The organism is Defluviimonas sp. SAOS-178_SWC (genome assembly GCF_039830135.1).
In the GTDB taxonomy this organism is placed as follows: Bacteria; Pseudomonadota; Alphaproteobacteria; order Rhodobacterales; family Rhodobacteraceae; genus Albidovulum.
Genome location: NZ_CP156081.1, coordinates 2,427,012 through 2,446,633 on the forward strand (window position 1 = coordinate 2,427,012; position 19,622 = coordinate 2,446,633).

The 19,622-nt window shown below is 60.0% G+C and carries 10 protein-coding genes; 6 read left to right on the plus strand and 4 right to left on the minus strand.

Annotation, left to right across the window (positions count from 1 at the left end; genetic code table 11):
* The first annotated feature begins 95 nt into the window (after positions 1–95).
* From V5734_RS12685 to V5734_RS12695, 3 genes are read left to right on the plus strand one after another with little or no spacing between them, the layout of a single operon-like run.
* Entirely contained in the window at positions 96–1,589 is a 1,494-nt protein-coding gene (locus V5734_RS12685; protein ID WP_432759685.1) for a recombinase family protein, read from the plus strand.
* Positions 1,586–2,482 (plus strand): plasmid partitioning protein RepB C-terminal domain-containing protein, encoded by an 897-nt coding sequence (locus V5734_RS12690; RefSeq protein ID WP_347310009.1) that lies wholly within the window; start codon positions 1,586–1,588, stop codon positions 2,480–2,482. The genes V5734_RS12685 and V5734_RS12690 overlap by 4 nt, the downstream gene beginning before the upstream one ends.
* On the plus strand, positions 2,479–3,402 hold the full coding sequence (locus V5734_RS12695; protein WP_347310010.1) for a plasmid partitioning protein RepB C-terminal domain-containing protein: 924 nt from the start codon (positions 2,479–2,481) through the stop codon (positions 3,400–3,402). The genes V5734_RS12690 and V5734_RS12695 overlap by 4 nt, the downstream gene beginning before the upstream one ends.
* 314 nt (positions 3,403–3,716) lie before the next feature.
* On the opposite strand, the gene V5734_RS12700 is transcribed toward V5734_RS12695, so the two are convergent.
* From V5734_RS12700 to V5734_RS12715, 4 genes are all read right to left on the minus strand, one after another.
* The gene (locus V5734_RS12700; RefSeq protein ID WP_347310011.1) at positions 3,717–5,036 is read right to left on the minus strand and encodes an McrC family protein; all 1,320 of its coding nucleotides are present in this window, start codon (positions 5,034–5,036) and stop codon (positions 3,717–3,719) included.
* Entirely contained in the window at positions 5,036–8,746 is a 3,711-nt protein-coding gene (locus V5734_RS12705) for an AAA family ATPase (RefSeq protein ID WP_347310012.1), read from the minus strand. The genes V5734_RS12700 and V5734_RS12705 overlap by 1 nt, the downstream gene beginning before the upstream one ends.
* Positions 8,747–12,022: a TM0106 family RecB-like putative nuclease gene (locus V5734_RS12710; protein WP_347310013.1), complete on the minus strand. Its 3,276-nt coding sequence runs from the start codon at positions 12,020–12,022 to the stop codon at positions 8,747–8,749.
* A gap of 176 nt (positions 12,023–12,198) precedes the next feature.
* Entirely contained in the window at positions 12,199–12,462 is a 264-nt protein-coding gene (locus tag V5734_RS12715) for a hypothetical protein (RefSeq protein ID WP_347310014.1), read from the minus strand.
* Between the two features lie 272 nt (positions 12,463–12,734).
* Between V5734_RS12715 and V5734_RS12720 the strand changes: the two genes are divergently transcribed.
* The 3 genes from V5734_RS12720 (at position 12,735) to V5734_RS12730 (ending at position 19,577) form a co-directional block, all read left to right on the plus strand.
* The gene (locus V5734_RS12720) at positions 12,735–13,592 is read left to right on the plus strand and encodes a helix-turn-helix transcriptional regulator (protein ID WP_347310015.1); all 858 of its coding nucleotides are present in this window, start codon (positions 12,735–12,737) and stop codon (positions 13,590–13,592) included.
* A 25-nt stretch (positions 13,593–13,617) separates the two neighbouring features.
* Positions 13,618–14,283: a hypothetical protein gene (locus tag V5734_RS12725; RefSeq protein ID WP_347310016.1), complete on the plus strand. Its 666-nt coding sequence runs from the start codon at positions 13,618–13,620 to the stop codon at positions 14,281–14,283.
* 197 nt (positions 14,284–14,480) lie between these two features.
* Positions 14,481–19,577, plus strand: a complete 5,097-nt coding sequence (locus V5734_RS12730) for a RecQ family ATP-dependent DNA helicase (RefSeq protein WP_347310017.1) — start codon at positions 14,481–14,483, stop codon at positions 19,575–19,577.
* Positions 19,578–19,622 lie beyond the last annotated feature (45 nt).

The following is a 19,622-nucleotide window of genomic DNA, read 5'->3' on the forward strand; positions in this document are numbered from 1 at the left end:
GGCGCAGATGGAGGCCGAGCCCGGTGGTGAATCCCGAGTTCCCAGACAAAGCACGCGATGGCCCGTCCCTTGTTCGGGCGGCCGAGTACGTGCGTATGTCTACCGATCACCAGCGCTACTCGACCGAAAACCAGACGGCGGCAATCCAAGCCTACGCCGCACGGCGCGGCATGGAGATCGTCCGCACTTACGCCGATGAAGGAAAGAGCGGGCTGCGGATCGAAGGCCGGGACGCCCTGAAACGGTTGATCGAGACCGTAACTTCGGGAAACGCAGATTTCGACGTCATCCTTGTCTACGACATCAGCCGTTGGGGCCGCTTCCAGGACGCCGACGAGAGTGCCTACTACGAATATATCTGCCGGCGCGCCGGGATCGACGTGCACTATTGCGCCGAACAATTCGAAAACGACGGCAGCCCTATGGCCACGATGTTCAAGGGCTTCAAGCGTGCCATGGCCGGCGAATACAGCAGAGAGCTCTCCAGCAAGGTTTTCACCGGGCAATGCCGCCTGATTGAAAAAGGCTTTCGTCAGGGTGGTCCCGCCGGGTTCGGTTTACGCCGCCTACTCATCGATCAGCACGGGGTTCCCAAGGCAACGCTCACCCAAGGTGAGCATAAGAGCCTTCAGACCGATCGCGTCGTGCTCGTGCCGGGACCCGAGGAAGAAGTTGCCGTCGTCCGTGAGGTCTACCGTTCCTTTGTTTCAGGAGGTCAAAACGAAGCACAGATCGCCGATGGGCTAAATGACCGAGGCATCCTGACGGACCTCGGTCGGCCCTGGACACGGGGATCCGTCCATCAGCTGCTGATCAACGAGAAGTACATCGGCACAAATGTCTGGAACCGGGTGTCGTTCAAGCTCAAGAAGAAGCGCGTCCGCAACGACCCCGAGACATGGATTCGAGCGCCCAACAGCTTTCCGGCAATCGTCGATCCGACGCTCTACGAAGCCGCCAACAAGATCATCGCGGCACGCTCTGCCCGCATGTCCGACGAGGAGATGCTCGCCGCGCTGCAAGCGTTGCTGGAACATCAGGGGGCTTTGTCGGGCCTTATCATCGACGAGGCCGACGAAACTCCATCGAGCAGCGCCTACAGCCATCGGTTCGGCAGCCTTCTCAGGGCCTATCGTCTCGTCGGTTTCCGGCCGCGGCGCGACTATCGCTACATCGAGATCAACCGCGAACTCCGCCGGCTCCATCCCGAAGTCATCGATGAAGTTCTAAGTGGGATCTCCGCTGCAGGCGGTGCCGCCACGCGAGATGCGACGACCGATCTCGTGACCGTCAATGGCGAGTTTTCCCTGTCGTTGCTTATTGTCCGCTGCACCCGCACCCAGGCCGGCTCGCTGCGCTGGCGTGTGCGGTTCGATACAGGGCTCGTACCGGACATCTCCGTTGTCATCCGGATGGACGAACTCAACCGGAAACCTTTCGACTACTTCCTCTTTCCTCTCCTCGACATTGGCACCGGCAGACTTCGTCTTGCCGAGGACAATGGCCTCGCCCTCGACGGTTATCGTTTTGACAGCCTCGATCCGCTCTACGCGCTCGCAGAGCGCAAACCTCTCAGGGAGGTAGCATGACCGATCAGCCCCGTCCCCAGCATCTTCGAATGATCCCGATCGATCGGATCGAGGTTCTAAATCCTCGAGCCCGCAACAAGCGGCTGCACAGGGAAATCGTGGACAACATCGATGCCGTCGGGCTCAAGCGACCGGTGACCGTTCGCAGACACCCTGACGACCCCGAGCGCTACGACCTGGTTTGCGGCGAGGGCCGGCTGGAAGCCTTTCGACTGCTTGGGCAGGAGAAGATTCCGGCCGTCGTCATTGAGGCGGAGGAAGCGGACTGCATGGTGATGAGCCTGGTGGAGAACATCGCAAGGCGCCAGCATCGTCCGATCGATCTGATGCTCGAGATCGGCAACCTTCACCAGCGTGGCTACACCGATGTCGACATCGCCGAAAAGATCGGCTGCACACAGAGCTGGGTGAACATGATCGTCACCCTCCTCGAGCGCGGCGAGGAACGGCTTGTGGCGGCGGTCGAAACCGGCCTCATCCCTGTCAGCCTCGCCGTCGACATCGCCCGAGCGAAAGGCGACGACGTGCAGACTCTCCTGATGGACGCCTATGAGGCTGGTCAGATCAAAGGCAAGAAGCTCGGCAAGATCCGCCGTCTGCTGGACCAGCGGCTCTCGCAGAAGAAGACTGTGCCGGATAGTGGCTTGGGTCGGCGAGGTGGGAGCCGCAAGCTCACCCAGGCCGATCTGATGAGACTCTACCAGCGAGAGGCCGATAAGCAGCGCATCCTGGTCCGGAAGTCCGACGTTACCCAGGCCCGGCTGATCTTCATCGTCGAAGCCCTACGGGATCTGCTTTCTCAGGGGGAGTTTCCAGAGCTTCTCCGCGATGAAGGCCTCATCGACATGCCCAGAGCTCTCGCCGACCGTCTGATGCCGGAGCCAGTCCGATGAGCGCTGATCGCCGCGGCACGCATGCCGTCAAACTTGCCTTCGAACCTGACACCATCGACCTCGCAATCGAACAGCTTGTTCCGCTGAAGGTGCTGCGCCCGGGCGCCAAGGAGAGCAAGAAATACGCGCAGATCCGAGGCTCGATTAAGGCGATCGGACTGGTCGAGGCGCCAGTCGTGGCGCGCAACCTTGATGACGCAGCGAAGTTTTTCCTGCTCGACGGCCACATGCGGATCGAGGCCCTGAAAGACCTCGGCATCCAGCGTGTCGAGTGCCTCGTCTCTACCGATGACGAAACCTACACCTACAACAAACGGATCAACCGGCTGGCAGCGGTGCAGGAGCACAGCATGATCAAGCGCGCGATTGCACGTGGTGTGCCAGAAGCAGCAATCGCCGAGGCGCTCGGACTCAATATTGAAACGATCTTTCGGAGAACGCGGCTCCTGAACGGGATTTGTCCCGAAGCCGTAGAGGTGCTGAAAGACACGTCCGCACCCATGGCGGTATTCGACATTCTGCGACGCATGGGCCCGATCCGGCAGGTGGAAGCGGCCGAGCTCATGGCGGGCCAGAACAACTACTCTGTTCAGTTCGCCAAGGCGCTTCTGGCGGCGACGCCGGACGCGGCCCTTGCTGTTCCGCGCCGAAAGCCGCCGAAGAGAGATGGTCAGGTTTCGACCGAACAGATGGCGAAGATGGAGCGCGAACTGGCGAGCCTGCAGACCCAAGTGAAATCCTTCGAAGAGACCTATGGCGTCGACACGCTGCACCTGACGGTAGCTCGCGGCTATATCCGGAAACTGCTCGCCAATCCGAAAGTGGTGTCTTGGTTGGGGCAGCACCGCGGCGAATATCTCGGCGAGTTCCGTTCGCTCACGGACTCCGATGGCGAGGGCACCGATCGAACGATTGGCTGAAGACGATGGGGACCCGGACCCGACAAGCGCGGGGACCACAGGAGACGCCGCACTGTGGGGCGGATCGAGTGTGGCGATGGGGAGGACGGCGAACCCGTCGGGGCCCATCGAGCCGACCCAGACGGTCGGCGACGTGCTGGCATGCCTGCCGGCGCGTGGATGATAGACTGGGGAGGCCGCGAAGCGCGGCGTGGCCTCCCGCATTTTCCGCGGCGATAGGCGCAATGCTTGCGGGCCGCCGAAATCCAGCCAATTCAATTTGCGAGATCATCTACTCGGGTCAGCACGCGCACACCGACTGATTTTTTTCGCGGTTAGGCAAGCAAGGCCTTCATTGCGTCAGCCTCGTCGACCAAGATCAGGCTTCGCAGTCGACCAAGCATGTCCTTACCGTTCGCCACATCAATGCTTGCCGTTTCGAGAATAGTGTCGTGGCCAGTGATACGGTTCCGAGCGAGAACGAGCTCTCGGCTACCCAGGCCCGAATGATGAGGATAAAGGAGGGTTAGACGTGGCGCGCCATAGAGCTGCGCATAGGCCATCATCTGATAGACGTCGCCCTGTGAAACCCCTTGCTTCGGATCATCGATCCGGGAGGATATCCGCTTCCACTTGGTGTCGATCACATGGACCACGGCACCCCCACGTCGGATCAGAATATCTGGTTTAGTCTGGAAAAGACCGCGCTCCGTCATTTCAGCCGACAAGCAGAAGAGACGCCCGCCCTGCAGAGAGACAGTCATGTCCGTCCCAGCCAACGCGCGCGCAATCAGGCGTCCAACATACTCCTCGAACAATGTGTTCATCTCGAAGAGCAGTGCGGTGCCGCGGCCAGCACCGCCTGTTGTTGTCTGATACCGGCCCTCCAAGAAAAGCCGCGCCATACTCAGCAGCTCCTGCCAGCGGCGATTGGTTCTGTCGATTACCACGTCATCCCATCGCAACGCTGCGGGCTCGATGTCCGCGATGTCTGCGTAGACGAAAGCCAGTTCGCGAAGGCGCTGCTGATTTGCCGTACTCCGTGAGGTACGAGACAAAGACCTAACTGCAGCCTTCATGATCCGATTTAGCGCCATGTCCTCCGAAAGGAGATCAAATCGGCATGCGAGACGAGACGCATTCACAGCATTGCGTGTAAATTGCCGAACGACGTCCAACGTGCCCCGCAGCGCGGGTAGATCGTCCTCGTGCTCGATGTAGCGACGTGGTATTCCTTTCCGGACGGCTTCGGTGAGCTTGTCGCAAAAGATACGGATCAAGATTTCGAGCAGGGTCTCCCGTTGCCAGGCCAAGTCTGTTACGGACCCGAGATCCAGTTTCAGATTCAGGGCAACGGCAAGCATGTGAATTAGCCGTTTCCGGATTGCCGCATTCTGGTTTTCGACTGACTCGTCGGGCGCGACTTCGATCTTGGGCAGGATCTCCAGGCTGCAGTCCCCGGCCGCCAAGATACCGACGACCCCCCGCGCCCGCAGGGCATGCCGGCCATGCTCTAGCACGCCGTTGCCACCTCTCCCCGAAAACGGCGACTGTTGTGCCAAGGCCGCCAGCCGATCCGCCAAATGTCCAGGAATCTGCCCGTCACCGTCACCATATGTGAGCTTGTCCCATTCACGGACGGTATAGGGTCTCATCAGGCTTCGAACTCCGAGAAGTCAAAATCAGCCTTCACGCTCCAGCGCAGTTTGTCGCCGTTCAGATCGTCCTCAGACATACCTTTCGGCGGCGGTAGACTGATGGCTTCAAGGAAGTGTTTCCTGGTCGTCGTCGGCCCGTCGCCCAATACCGCGGCCACCTTGGACCAATCCTCATAGAAGTACTCTGCCAAAAGCGGAATGACCTTGTGGCGCATCACGTCCTCGACGTCTGACCGTCTACGGCATCCCGTGAAGTATGCATGCCCGATCTGATGCTCTCGGTCGAACAGATACTCGATACGTTCATTGATCGTCGACAGCAACTTGCACAGATTGATGCCATCCAGATTATTCGCGTTGAGGCCTTTTTGCGCAAGCGCTTCCGAAAGCGCAGTCGTGCTAGGCATCAACTCCTGAAATGTGAAGCGGCGACGCAATGCAGTGTCGAGCAGAGCAATCGAGCGGTCCGCCGTGTTCATCGTTCCAATGATGTGCAGATTGGAAGGCACACCGAACGGCTTTTTCGAGTATGGGAGCTGAACGCGCACCTCGTTCTGCGCCCCTAGGCGCTTGTCTTGTTCCAGCAGGGTGATCAGCTCGCCGAAAACCTTGGAAATGTTGGCGCGGTTGATCTCGTCGATGATTAGAACGTATTGGTTGGAGGGTTTCTCAGGACCTTTACTAGCCCGATTTTCAGCACTCACGTTATCAATTGGCATCCCACCATCCGGTCTAGACGTTGCACTTGCCTGTGCCTTGGGAACAAGCCAGCCCTGCGCCGGATGACTTGCCCAGTTGGGCATATTGTGGCTTTCCCATCCCCCTGTCGGTTCAATGGCAGCCATCTTCCCCGCCTTCACCAGAGCGTCACGGTACTGGTTCAGCGCGAACCCACGCGGATATCTCTTAACCAACTGCTTCGCGACGTCTTGTGCCAGATGCCTGAACGTACCGGCGCGAACCGGTGGCAATTTTCCGATTGTGAAGAGTTCGCCTTCTGGTTCCTCGTCCAAATTCAACTTATTCAGATCAACCAACGGCTCTAGATAGCCGCCATCATCTGAAAGAGCCTGCTCATCGGAAGAGCCTGAGCCGTCGAGGAAGGGAAGCTCTGCGCCCTCGTGCCCCGCAGGCGTCGTTGACTGCGCCTTTTTTCCGAAGGCAATTGCTTCCAATGTATCCCAGTCGATTTTGTCGGGCGCCAACTGATACATTGGCTGAAACGCACTAAAAGTCTGAGGGTAGAACGACGACCTATCTGCCCCTCTCTCGTCGCCCCAAATCCAATCAACTTTTCGGGTATGCTGTCGATCACCTGCATGCGGATGAAATTCATAGTCACCAGAGATGCGTCCCAACGCGACAATACGATTCTTCCCCACAGTGAGCAGAACATAACTTCCGACGTCGACTGCGCCTCTGAAATACCAAGTACCGCTTATGTCTGCCGATCGGCCGTCAGTTCCTGGATTGCTTTCCAACCAGAGTTGCTTGATCGCTTGGAAGTCCTCGAATTCTGGCGCTGACCAATCAATGCCCGCGCCAAAACCCCATGATATTTGATGCTGCTTCATTGCTGACGCGAGCTGATCCCGCCAGTCAGAGCCGATGAGGCTGAGTTTGAAGAGACCTTGGCTCCGGTCGAGATGTCGAGCGCGATCGTCATCTCCTTGGTCCAGACGTGCGCGTTCACTGATACGTTTGAAAATTCCGTCGTGAGGCTTCAAATCAAAGCCCCCTCCGGATCGGATTTCTTCAGGCGTGTTCGTCTCACCTTCTCCGGTACTCGGCCGAAGGCCTTCAACAAACTCTTCGTAAGAAAACGACTGATGGAAGGTCGTAAATTCGATCCTACCATCATTCACAAGACGTCGATACTCGGCCATCAGAACGTCTCGGTTGTTCTCAAGTTCTGCGGCAACGTCGTTACCCAAACAGAGCCGCACCGCCTCCCAAGCCGTCGCATAGGTCTTCCCGGTTCCGGGCGGGCCGTAGAGGATCAGGTTAGTAGCGGAGAACGCTTTGGTAGAGGTTGCTTCTGTCACGGTATTTGGCTCCGCTTTTGATCCAAGCTGGTAGGTAAATGTGGTCGAGCTACTGGGATTGGGTTCGGTGGACGTTGGGGCTGGGACCTTGGCCAAGTGCTGGAACTTGTCTCCGCCGAGCACCTGACAAATGTTTGGAAACGCGTCTCTGAGCCCCATGGCTTGGGCGAGATCGCCGGCGCGTATTGCCACACTGGATGCCCCGCGCTCGCGAGCCGGCTCGATAAAATAGTTCAGCGCACAGACTCGAATACGGTCCGCATCACGTAAAAGGTGCTCGGCTTTCTCGGGCGGTGTGGCCGGCTTGTCGTCTCGATCCACGACAATGAAGCCCGCATTGTGCATTCGTGCGGCCGCGTCGGCTTTCTGTCCCCAACCGCCATTCAGATCGGTCTTGTTCAGGATGTAGCCAACAAGTGGCTTGGTTGGGTAGACACGGTTTTGGCGCTCCCGCGTCGAACGCACCCAATAATCGCGAGGTTCTCCGAACGCGTTGAAAATGTCACCGTGCTCACCACTGACACGGTAACTGTCGTAGGCGTCCATTGCGGCTTCAACGGTGCCGCGGTTGAACAATTCATCCAAAGTTGCGTCGCCATCATCCTTGTAGTTGTGCACCACCCACAAAGCGCTCTGAACGTCGATCATGTCACGCGGCGCTAACCCACGTTGTTCGAAGGCTTTCCGAACTGCCCTCATGAACCTGAGTTCATCCAAGTAGGTATCGGCCATCGATTCATGCGCAGGAAAACGCGTCCCGATGGCCTCTCGCCACAGATCCTGCCTTACTGAATGCCTGATATAGACCCCTTCGTCAGGCCAAAGATGCAAGAACAGGAACTCTCCAATCTGACGAGCCGCGTCGTCAGAACCCTTTGGCACTGCGTCTCGCCAAGCCGACGCGAACGCTGCCAAAGCTGCGGGATGGCCATCTGTCGGCCCGAGCGCAGCTTGGGCAAGCGCGCCGAGGGCTGGATCCAATTGCGAGCGATCAGCATCGCTTCCTCGCGTCAATGGAAGATATGTGCGCCAATCGAGAAGGTTGCTGTCGGATGCGGCGGCCAAGATCGCCTGGGCAACCGCTTGATCGTCTGCGGCGCCCTCTAACGCTGCGCGTAAATTTGCCACGGTCTTCAGTTTATAGTCGCGTTCGCGATCGTCAAAATCCGGGTCGGGAGTGTCGAAACGATCAAGGTTTGGGAAAAACCTTCGCAAACTTGCAATCCAGCGCTCAACCGCTGCTGGATCGAGCACCAACTCCGCGCCGGATTTCACTAAGAGTTCTAGCAATCGCTTCAGATCCCCAGCGTCGTCAATGCGTAGCACAACGCAGTCAGCCTCACCAAAGGCCCATTCACGACTTAATGCTGAATGCCGCCCGCCATCTTTCATGCCCTTTTGGTATGGCCGCAACTCGCAGGAAAAGCCGGCTTGCTCCAGGTAAGATTGCCATTTCTGGGACAGAAAGACATTCCGCGCCGGACTCTGAATTTCCCACAAGAGGCGCTCCGACGGACCGAACTCGAAGGATACCATCTTCTTGGTAACGCCTTGTCCAGGGCGCAAATTCGATCCGCGTATTACTTCGAAAAGCGCGCGGCGAAGAGGTAGGGACTGCTCTCCTTCATTCTCTGCAATTCGCGCTTCGAATTCACTCCACATTCATTCTTCTCCAAGCTTTCGTAGCGCGCACAATGTGTTGACCAGCCGCATCTGCTCCACGCTCTCGCATTTAGCTTCGCGCAGACGCGGAGCCCCGAAAACCAGGGCCAAACCTTTTGCCCGCGAGACGGCCACGTTGATGCGGTTGAGCGAGAACAGGAAGTCCATCCCGCGCGAAGTTTCCTCAGCAGAGGATGCCGTCATCGAAACGAGGCAGACCGGTGCTTCCTGGCCCTGGAATTTGTCCACCGTGCCCACCCGGATCGCTTCGGGCAAGGCCTCGCGTAGCGCGTTAACCTGAGCGTTGTAGGGCGCGACGACGATGATATCAGATTGACGAATGGGGCGCGTTACGCCGTCCTTCTCCGTCCAAGCGCCCGTAAGCAGTTCCTCGACGGCAGCTTGGATCGCCTCGACTTCTTCCAATGCGACCTGCGCGTTCCCTTCATGTGCCACCGTTACCCAAAAGGCGCCGGCTTCCGAAAAATTCGTGCCGGTCACCGCCTGGCGGGCAGTATCGGGGTGACTTTCGAGACGACCCTCATAGACCTGATCCGAAATGAAGCGATTGACCTCCGGATGCATGCGCCGTGTCACGCCCAGGAAAATGCCGCGATCCGGCGGAATGGTGGCGTGATCACCCAACATCCATTCCAGACAGGACAGGTTCGCAGGCGCCGGATGCGCGCCTTGGATCACCTGCGGCAACTGGCGCGGGTCGCCCACCAGCACGATGTTACGCGCGGCACGGCCCATGGCCGCCATGTTGGCCAGCCCCACCTGGCCTGCCTCGTCCACAAACAGCCAGTCGAAGGTTTGAGTGTTCTCTTCGCGGGAAAAGAAGAATGCCGTGCCGCCCACCACCTGACCACCTGACGCTGCTTCCGCGTTGTCATTGGTGCGGCGGATCGGGCAGTCCTGAGGATAACCATCCTCTTCGCCCGACACCTTGTGGATGAGGTCCAGGTCAATCGGAAGATCCGCGTCTTCCAGCGCCTTCAGACACCCCATCAAAACGTTGCGAATGGCTTCATGGGAATTGGAGGCCACGCCCACCCGTTTTCCCGCTCGGACAAGCGACAGAATTGCACGCGCTGTGACATGAGTCTTGCCGGTCCCAGGCGGTCCCTGAATGGGCATCACCGTTTCATCCATTCGCCCGACTGCCGCGATGGTGCCTGCGACCACGTCACCCTGAGGCAGAATGGGGCCCGCGCCCGTCAGCCTCGGGGCCGACCGCGAGAGAAGATCATCGACGGCGCGGTAGCTCCGAGGACCACACTGGTCATCAATCACGTCGCGCAGGGCGGACGCGATCACGTCGGCATTGATCGGTTTGTCGGGATGAAGTGTCAGGCGGTCCGTCAAGAGATCAGCCCGTGCCGCACCAATCTTCAGTGTAATCGTTCGCCCCGTCCGATCGAACGCCTCGATACTCACCGATGTGAAGCCCTCGGGCGTCGGAATGCTGGCCTTCTTGCCGCCGCGCAATTTGCTTTCCTGCGCCGGAAAGCGGTAGCTGCGCTGCACTGAGCGCTTGATCGGCTCGGCGGGCCCAGTCGCGACGAGTCCTCCCAAGGCATCGAGATCATCGATCAGATCCTCATCATCCTTGCCCAGACTATCAAAAATCGCCCACCAGGCCGGTTTGGCCTCGCGCTTGTGAAACATCCCGAGGTCAAACAGCATCGACTGCCTCTCCTCTGAGAGGTCTGACTCCGCAAGCTGTGATCGTAAGGCCTGGGCCTCGATATCCTCATCACTTTCCTTCGCATCCGCAGATTCAATGAGCTGCGGCCAAGGGCCTTCGGGGCGGATTTCAACCAACCAGTCGCGGAGGCGTTCTGTCGAAACACAGTCGATGCGATTGTAGTCCTCGATCTCGTCGAGGATCTGCTGCTCGCCGGTTTCTCGCCAATGTTCATACGCCACAACCGAACCGCCGGCCGTCTTGACCTCACCCTTGCGTTCAAGCCCATAGAAGGCTTCCAGCGACTTGATCGAATAGTTGGGCTCGGAGCAGATCAGGCTACCGCGCACAACAGCATAGAGATCCACGAAGCGGCGCTCCCGAAGCAGCCGATCCAGGAACGCCTCGCCGATCCCGTATTTCGCGGTCAGGCGGCGCAGGGCCGTGATTTCGTAGGGAGCGTAGTGATAGATCCGCGCCTGCGGGAAACTTGCGAGCCGGTCCCGGAAGAAGTCGAGCAGTTCCGACAGGGCCTGCGCCTCCGCCTTGTGGTCATGCGCCCAGAAGGCTCGAAAGCCTCCATCGAACCAGACGCCATGCAGATATTCGAGCCCGCCTTCGTAATGGGGGTCCCCCTCGATGTCGTAAAAGAGGTCACCAGGCTGCGGCGCCGGCAGCAGATCAAATCCCTTCCCGAATTGGGGTGGACGCAGCTCATAGTGGGGTGCCCCCACCTTCCGGGCATTTTGGAGCCGAGCCTGCGTGCGCAGTTTTTCCAGGGTCTCATTCGCCATGCCGCGAATTGAACCGGCATGCGTCGCCAGCCCCGCCATCGTGGAGATCCCGGCGGCTTCCAGCTTCTTGACCTGCCCCTTGGCGATGTTCGCCACGTTGAAAAGACTGTCCTCGGCATCCCAGACACTGCCGCAGTGATCTGCCCACCGACAGAGAGCGCAATCGGAACAAGGTATAGGCCGCGTCGTCGCGGGTTCAGCCACAAAGGCCTCAAGTCTAGCGCGAGCGGCGCGCGCGTAATGGGCATAGTCCGCCAGCCGCAGGGTCGCCCTCTGGCCTGTCCCCAGTTCGACATGGGCAAATTCGGGTGCCACGCCTTGGATCTCGGCCAGAAGGTCGGAGTAGAGCACCAGTTGCAGCACGTGCTTCGGGTGAGGCTGGCGCTTGAGCTTGGTATCGGCTACCTCATAGCTGAACGGACCCAGAGCCGAAGGGCGCTCGACCCTTTCCAGGAAGTCTGACCATCCGCCCCAGTTGCCCGCGAGAAACGCGCCCTGGAACACCACCTCGGCCCCTATGGCAAGTGCGGCGCGGGTTTCTTCTGCGTTGGCAGCCAGATCACCCCGATCGATCTCGATCACATGCCGCCCGGATGCCTTCAGCTTCGCCAAATGCGCCGCCTCATGCGCATCCCCCTGCTTCTGCAGCAGGGCAGCATCTTCGGTGTCTTGACCGGGCTCAGGCCCCTCGCCGCGCATCCGCAACAGATCAAGCTGGGTTGCGTGAGCGCAGCCCATGAAGCGCATCAGATCCGTCGCAGAGAAAAGGATATTGCCGCCAAATGCCCGCATGGGTTCCTACAATTAATAAAGAGCGCAACTCAAAGCGAAATCGTCTCAGAGTTGCACCTTGTTCAATAACCCAGATGGGTGTCAACAACTGTCACGCACAACATTGCGCGGCAACGGAATACGACGAAGCATTACCCTGATTTCTTCGTGATGCTAGGTGCTTAGAGATCACGCCTCTAGCTTGCACGCACGATCCGCAGGCTTTTCGGCGCGATCAACGAAGGGGCCTTGCCTTTCGCCCCCATCCGAAGTGAGAACCCGCGCTCGATCAGCGCCACCGCTTCGTCGAGCGTCTTCACATAGGTCGCATGCTCGGCATGGTGCTTGTGCTTGCCATGCGCCGGGTCGGCAAGTTGATAGCCCTTGCTGGTGACGACCGGTTCCTCCACGCCGCCGCTCCGGGAGGAGATCCGTTCAATCCTGATGACACGTCCGCTCATGTTGCAGTTCCTTCTGCCAAGTTGGTGCGCCCCGCCGAACCCAAGGAACTCGTGCTGAAATCACCTGCTAAGGGAATCACTCGACAGGGCGCAGGAACCTTCCTAGCCTGCGAGGGTGTCAAACTCTGACAGGCTCGCTCGGTGCGCTTATGTCTTTCGCGAAAGCCCAGGATCTGATCCGCCTCGCTCAAATGGCAGCGGCGCGGCGGTATGGCATAAGCCTTGAAGACATTTGCGCCGAGTTCGACGTTTCGCACCGAACAGCACAGCGGATGACCGACGCTCTGGAAGAGACGTTCAGCAACGTCACTGCGGAAGACGGTGAGGATAGAAAACGTCGCTGGCGCCTCTCCGATCCGCACCTCGATCGGCTTCAGCTGCGCCAAGAGACCGGGATCGAGGCGCTGGAGATCGCGGCGCGCGGCGCCGAGGCCGATGGACGTCTCCGACACGCGCAAGCTCTCACCGATCTTCGTGACGGGCTGCTCGCCAGGCTGTCCTCACGCAGCGCAGCCCGGGTCGAAGCCGATGCCGAAGCGGTTCTGACGGCAATGGGCCAGGTGACACGACCCGGTCCACGCGTCAGCGTTTCCCCTGACATTCTCGACGCGATCATCGAGGCGTTGCGCGGCCCCTTCCGCCTGCGCGTTCTTTACAATGCAGACACGACGTCGCGCATCCTCGAACCTCATGGCGTCCTGCTCGGTCATCGCACCTATCTTGCTGCCCGTGATCCAGCCAAGGCCGATGAGGTTCGGAACTTCCGGATCGATCTCATTCGCGAGGCAACAACGCTCGACGAGAGCTTTGCGCTGAAGGAAGGGTTCACCATTGCGGACTATGCCGCGCAGTCCTTCGGCGTCTGGCAAGACCCGGAGCAATATGGAGAGGTCGTTTGGCGTTTTGCGCCGGAGGCGGCGGACCGGGCGGCGGGGTTCAGGTTTCACCCGGATCAGATCCTCGAGCCGCAAAGTGACGGCAGTCTGATCGTGCGCTTCCATGCGGCCGGATGGCTCGAAATGACCTGGCATCTTTATCAATGGGGCGACAAGGTCGAGGTGATCGCCCCCGAGGGGTTACGCGCCTTAGTGGAGGACTATCGCCGGTCCGATTTCGGGGCGATGCCATGAAAGCGATTTTCAAAGGAGATATTTGATGGACGGCAGTTTGAAATTCAGCGCGCTCAAGGAAAAACAGCGCGCCATTCGGGCCGGCTTCCCTGAAACGATGGGCTTGCGCGTCCACCGCGCCATCAGCTGGGTCGGCAGGTCCGAGGCCTGTGATGGGGACGACGACGCACGCTTCCTGTTTCTCTGGATTGCCTTCAATGCGGCCTATGCCGACGAGCGCGAGTTTCAGTCGATCGCACCGGGTGAACGCGCGGCCTTTCTGGATTTTTTTGGCAAGCTTGTCGCGCTGGACAAGGAGAAGAAGGTCTACAAGGCTTTGTGGCAAAGGTTCACCGGCCCCGTCCGTCTGCTCATGGACAACCGGTTCGTGTTCAATCCGTTTTGGCAGCACCACAATGGGATCGACGGGTATGACGACTGGGAGGCGCGTTTCAACGCCTCCGTCCGATCCTTCACCCAGGCATTCCAGGCCGGGGATACCGCACGCGTCCTCAGCTTTGTTTTTGACCGCCTATACGTATTGCGCAACCAACTCATCCATGGCGGTGCGACCTGGAACAGCGGTGTGAACAGAGCGCAAGTTCGCGATGGCGCCACCATTCTGGCGTTTCTGCTCCCCGTCTTTGTAGACCTGATGATGGACAACCCTGAACAGGATTGGGGGAAGCCGTTTTATCCCGTTGTCGATTAGGATTTTGAGGTCGCCAACATTGTTGCGCCAGGCGCCCCAATTTCCACTTCTCGCCCCAACTGTGACAAAAAGCTTTCCAATCATCACAGCCGTATCTGTTTCAAGGTCCCTCGAAGGCACACGAACCTTGTGTTTCAAGCCGGGAGAAGATCGACGACATCTCAGACTGAAAGACCATCTCGGACCGATCGCTCGCAATGTATGAACCTTCAGACAAGCTTCTCGAGCAGTGCGTGTCGGTCGACATCGAGGTGGATCCCAAGACCGCTCGGATCTTTGCCTTTGCGGCGGTTCAGCGTGGCGAAACGCCTCCGATCCTCTCCCGCAAAGGCGATTTGGAAGGTGCACTTGATCGGCTGGAAAGGTCGCTGGCCAACAGCGATCATCTGATCGGTCACAACATCCTGCGCCATGATCTGCCCCACCTCGCTGCGGCGCGGCCGCGCTTGGCGAAGCTCTTCGGCGCGCCGATCGACACATTGTGGCTCAACCCGCTCGCCTTTCCGCGCAACCCTTACCACCACCTCGTCAAGCACTACCATGATGGCCGTCTGCAGGCGGGACATGTGAATAATCCAGAACTCGACGCACGGTTGGTGTTTCAGGTCCTTGAAAACCAGATCGACGCATTCCGCGATCTCCATAGGGCTGAACCCGATGCGCTGACCGCCTATCATTTTCTGGCCACGCGGCAGGAAGCCTCGGCCGGGTTTGATGCCGTGTTCAACCTTACCCGTTCCGCCCCGGCTCCCTCGGCGCGAGCGGCAGAAGATGCGATCCGGCGTCTCCTGTCAGGCCGTGCATGTAGCCGGCGTATCGAGCAGACGCTGGGGCGATTGGCAAGTCCGCAGCTCGGCTGGCCGATGGCCTATGCCCTCTCGTGGATTTCGGTAGCCGGCGGAGAGTCCGTGATGCCGCCGTGGGTGCGCATGCAGTTCCGCGAGGCCGCGCTCATCGTGCGCCATTTGCGTGATACGGCCTGCGACAGCCCCGACTGTGCATGGTGCCGCGAAAAGAATGATCCCAAACGCGCGCTCTCGCGCTGGTTCGGTTTCGAGGCCTTCCGGCCTCAGCCAATGGACGACATGGGCCGACCCTTGCAGGAACGGATCGTCGATGAGGCGATGCACGGACAGAGCATCCTCGGCATTCTGCCTACCGGCACCGGGAAATCGGTCTGCTATCAGATCCCGGCACTTTCCAAGTTCGACAAGACCGGGGCGCTGACAGTCGTTATCTCGCCTCTGGTGGCGCTGATGTCCGATCAGGTGCAGGGAATGGCACGCGCCGGGATTTCCTCTGCCGTCACAGTGAACGGCATGCTTTCGCTACCCGAACGGCAAGATGCGCTCGACAAAGTACGCATGGGCGAAGCTGCAATGCTGCTGATCTCGCCCGAGCAGCTGCGCAGTGTGTCGGTCCGCTCGGTCCTGGCGCAGCGCGAGGTCGGTCTTTGGGTGCTGGATGAAGCCCACTGTATTTCGAAATGGGGCCACGACTTTCGGCCCGACTACCGCTATGTCGGACGCTTCATCAAAGAATTCTCGGGGGACGAGCCCTCGGCGCCTATCTTGTGCTTGACCGCCACTGCCAAGCCAGAAGTCGTTCGCGATATCCGGGAGCATTTCCTATCCCGACTTGAAGCCGACCTGTTACTCCTGGACGGCGGCGCGGTCCGTACCAACCTGACCTTCGAAGTGCGGCCGACCCAGCGCGGGACCAAGCTTGCCGATATCCTCGACGTGATCGAAGCGAAGCTGCCGCGCGAAGGAGCCTCTGGTGCTGTAGTCTACTGCGCGACGCGCAGCACAACAGAACGGGTCGCGGAGTTCCTCAAACAACAGGGTCTCGCGGCCGAGCATTTCCATGCGGGACTGAAGCCGGACGAAAAGCGGGACATTCAGGAACGGTTCCGAATCGGAGAGCTCCGGGTGATCGCCGCCACCAATGCCTTTGGCATGGGGATCGACAAGCCCGATATCCGGCTGGTTGTTCATGGGGATATTCCCGGATCTCTTGAGAACTACCTGCAGGAAGCCGGTCGCGCCGGACGCGATCGGGAGCACGCCAATTGCGTCCTGCTCTTCGCCGGCGATGATGTTGAGCGCCAGTTCTCGCTCTCCGCCCGGTCACGACTCGCACGGCACGAGATTGGCGCGATCTTGAAGGCCCTGCGCAGACTCGACGGTAGGACCTCGAAGCATGGGGAAGTTGTCGCAACCTCGGGCGAAATCGTGCGCGCCGAGAAGGATCTGGAGTTCGAGCGCGACAGCGCAACCGACGATACCCGGGTCAAGACAGCCGTGTCATGGCTCGAAGAAGCAAAGCTGCTGACCCGCGAAGAAAACCGGGTTCAGGTCTTCCCCTCCTCCCTGCGTGTCCAGCGGCTGGAGGAAGCTGAGACTATTCTCGCGGCAGCCGACATCACCGGCACGCGTCGGCAGCAGCTTCTGGACATCGTGCGCCACCTGATGAACGCACCGCCGGACCAGGGTATCTCGACGGACGAATTGACCGGCGTCAGCGGCTTGACGGGCGGCGGCCTAAACAAGGCGCTGTCCGATCTCGAAGCCCTCGGCATCGCCCAAAATGATGTAGTTGTAACTGTCTTCATTCATGTCGGCGTTGAAGGGCAGTCATCGCAGCGCCTCGGTCAAGCTTCCCGGCTTGAGGAGGATCTGATCGCACTGATGCGCGAGGCGGCCCCCGACATCGAAGGGGATGAGGCGTCACCATTGCATCTCGCCGAGACCTGTCAGGCGCTGCGCGATCGTGACCATGGATCCGCACGCCCGGATATCGTCGAGAAGCTCCTGCGCGGAATTGCAGGGGACGGGCGTGATCAGGATGGCGGGCGCGGCAACATTCGGCTGCGCAAAGCCTCGCGCAACACCCTCATGGTGGCCTTGCAACGCTCGTGGCCGGTGCTGGAACAGACTGCGGCAATCCGCCGGCAAGCCGCGGAACTTCTGCTCGCCCACTTGGTCGGCAAGCTGACCAAAGGAACGCGCGGCAAAGACCTCCAGGTCGAAACCACGATGGGCGATCTGCTCGCATCGCTCAGCGGCGACGCCTTCCTTCGTGGCGCCGTGCAGGACATGAACAAGCTCATGGAGCGAGCCCTTCTGTGGCTGCACGAACAAGAGGTGGTGACGCTCGGCAAGGGGCTGACCGTATTCCGGCCGGCGATGACCGTGCATCTGCGTTCAGGCGGCGGTGGTTTTACCCAGAAGGACTTCACACCGCTCGATGAGCACTACGGCGAGCAAACGATCCAGACCCATGTGATGGCGGCCTATGCCGAAGCGGGTCTCGATGCGATGGATCGGGCGCTGCGGCTCTCTGAAGACTACTTCGTGCTGGATCGCGATGCATTCCTGCGACGCTGGATGCCAGGGCGCGGTGCCGAAATCCGACGCCAGACGACCGGGACATCCTGGAAGGCAATCGTCGAGGCGCTCGACAATCCGGTGCAGCAGAAGATCGTCGCGGACGATCGGGAACAGACCAACGTGCTGGTGCTCGCCGGCCCCGGATCGGGCAAGACACGGGTTCTTGTCCACCGGATTGCCTATCTGGTCCGGGTTCGGCGTGAAGATCCGCGCGGGATTCTGGTCCTTGCCTACAACCGGCATGCCGCCGCCGAAATCCGCGCGCGGCTTCGGCACCTGATCGGCGACGATGCCAGTCGCGTCACCGTGTCCACCTGCCACGCCTTGGCGATGCGTCTCGTCGGCGCCAGCCTTGTCGGCGCTTCGGGAGATGCTCATGATTTCGACGGCATCGTGTTGGAGGCTGTGCGCCAACTGAATGGCGAAGGTCTGACCAGGTCAGAAGCCGAAGCGCAGCGCGACGCGTTGATCCAGGGCTATCGTTGGATCCTGGTCGATGAGTATCAGGACATCGGACCCGAGGAATACGCTTTGATCGCGGCAGTTGCGGGTCGATCCCTAGACGACCCTGACCTGCGCCTGAGCCTCTTTGCCGTGGGCGACGATGATCAGAACATCTATGCGTTCGCCGGCGCCTCGATCCGTTTCATCCGCCAGTTCGAGACGGATTACAAAGCCAAGCCGGAATTCCTCACCGCCAACTACCGCTCGACGCGACATATCATCGATGCCGCCAACAGCGTGATTGCCCCTGCGACAGAGCGGATGAAGACAGGGCACGACATCAGCATAGACCAGAAGCGCGAGAAGGATCCGCCGGGCGGCGCGATGGCAGAGCATGACCCGGTCGCAGCCGGACGCGTGGAGCTTCTGCACTGTCCGCCCGGAGACTTCGCCCAAGCCGTCGCAGCGGTGGATCAGCTTATCCGTCTCTCGCGCCTTGACCCCAATTGGAGTTGGTCGCGTGCGGCCGTCATTTCGCGCGACTGGCGTCGGCTGGGAGCCGTACGGGCCTATTCCGAGGCGCAAGGCATTCCGGTCGAGATGGCCAACGAAAGTCTCCCGAACATCTGGCGTCTTCGGGAAATGCAGAGCTTCGTGGCCGAGTTGCGACGAGACCCTGCGCGGCTTCTCGGCATCGCGGAGCTTCTCGAGCTCCTGAACGAACAGACGCGGAACCGATGGACCGATCTGATCGCCGAAGGCATTGCGGCGCTCGCGCGCGAGATCGCGGACAAGGCGATGCCGGTTCCGGACCTTGTCGAGTGGTTTGCCGAATGGTCGAGAGATACGCGCGGCGAGCAACGAGGCTTGTTGCTGCTAACGGCCCATCGGGCCAAAGGGTTGGAGTTCGACTACGTCGTGATCCTGGATGGGGGCTGGGAGCAGCCTTCGCGTGGAGAGGATGCCGATGCGCCCCGTCGTCTCTTCTATGTCGCCATGACGCGCGCGCGGCGCAGTCTGGCGGTCATGGCCTCGGGTGCACATCCATTCCTCAAGCCCCAACAGGATGCCGTGCTGGAACGACCTGTCGTGCCTGATCCGGCTGGGCTCGCCGGGCGCCCACCCCATTACGTGACACCGGATCTGAAACTGGTGGACCTCTCGTGGGCGGGACGGCTCAATGACGGTCATCCCGCGCTCGCAGCCATTAACGCGGCCCAGGTCGGGGATCCCGTGACGCTGGTCGCAGACGGGACGGCTTGGATCATTCGCAATACTAAGGGGCAGAAGCTCGGCCGCATGGCGCGCGCCTACACAGCCCCTGAGGGGTTGGAGTTTCTGCGCGGCGAGATCGGCGCGATCGTCCGCTGGCGCAAGAGCGACAACAAGGAAGAATTCCGCAGCACTATCCGGCGAGACGAATGGGAAGCGATCCTGCCGGAACTGGTCTTCGGCTGAACGACGTGTGCCAGGCCGATCTTATCTCTTCCAATCCGGGCGCTA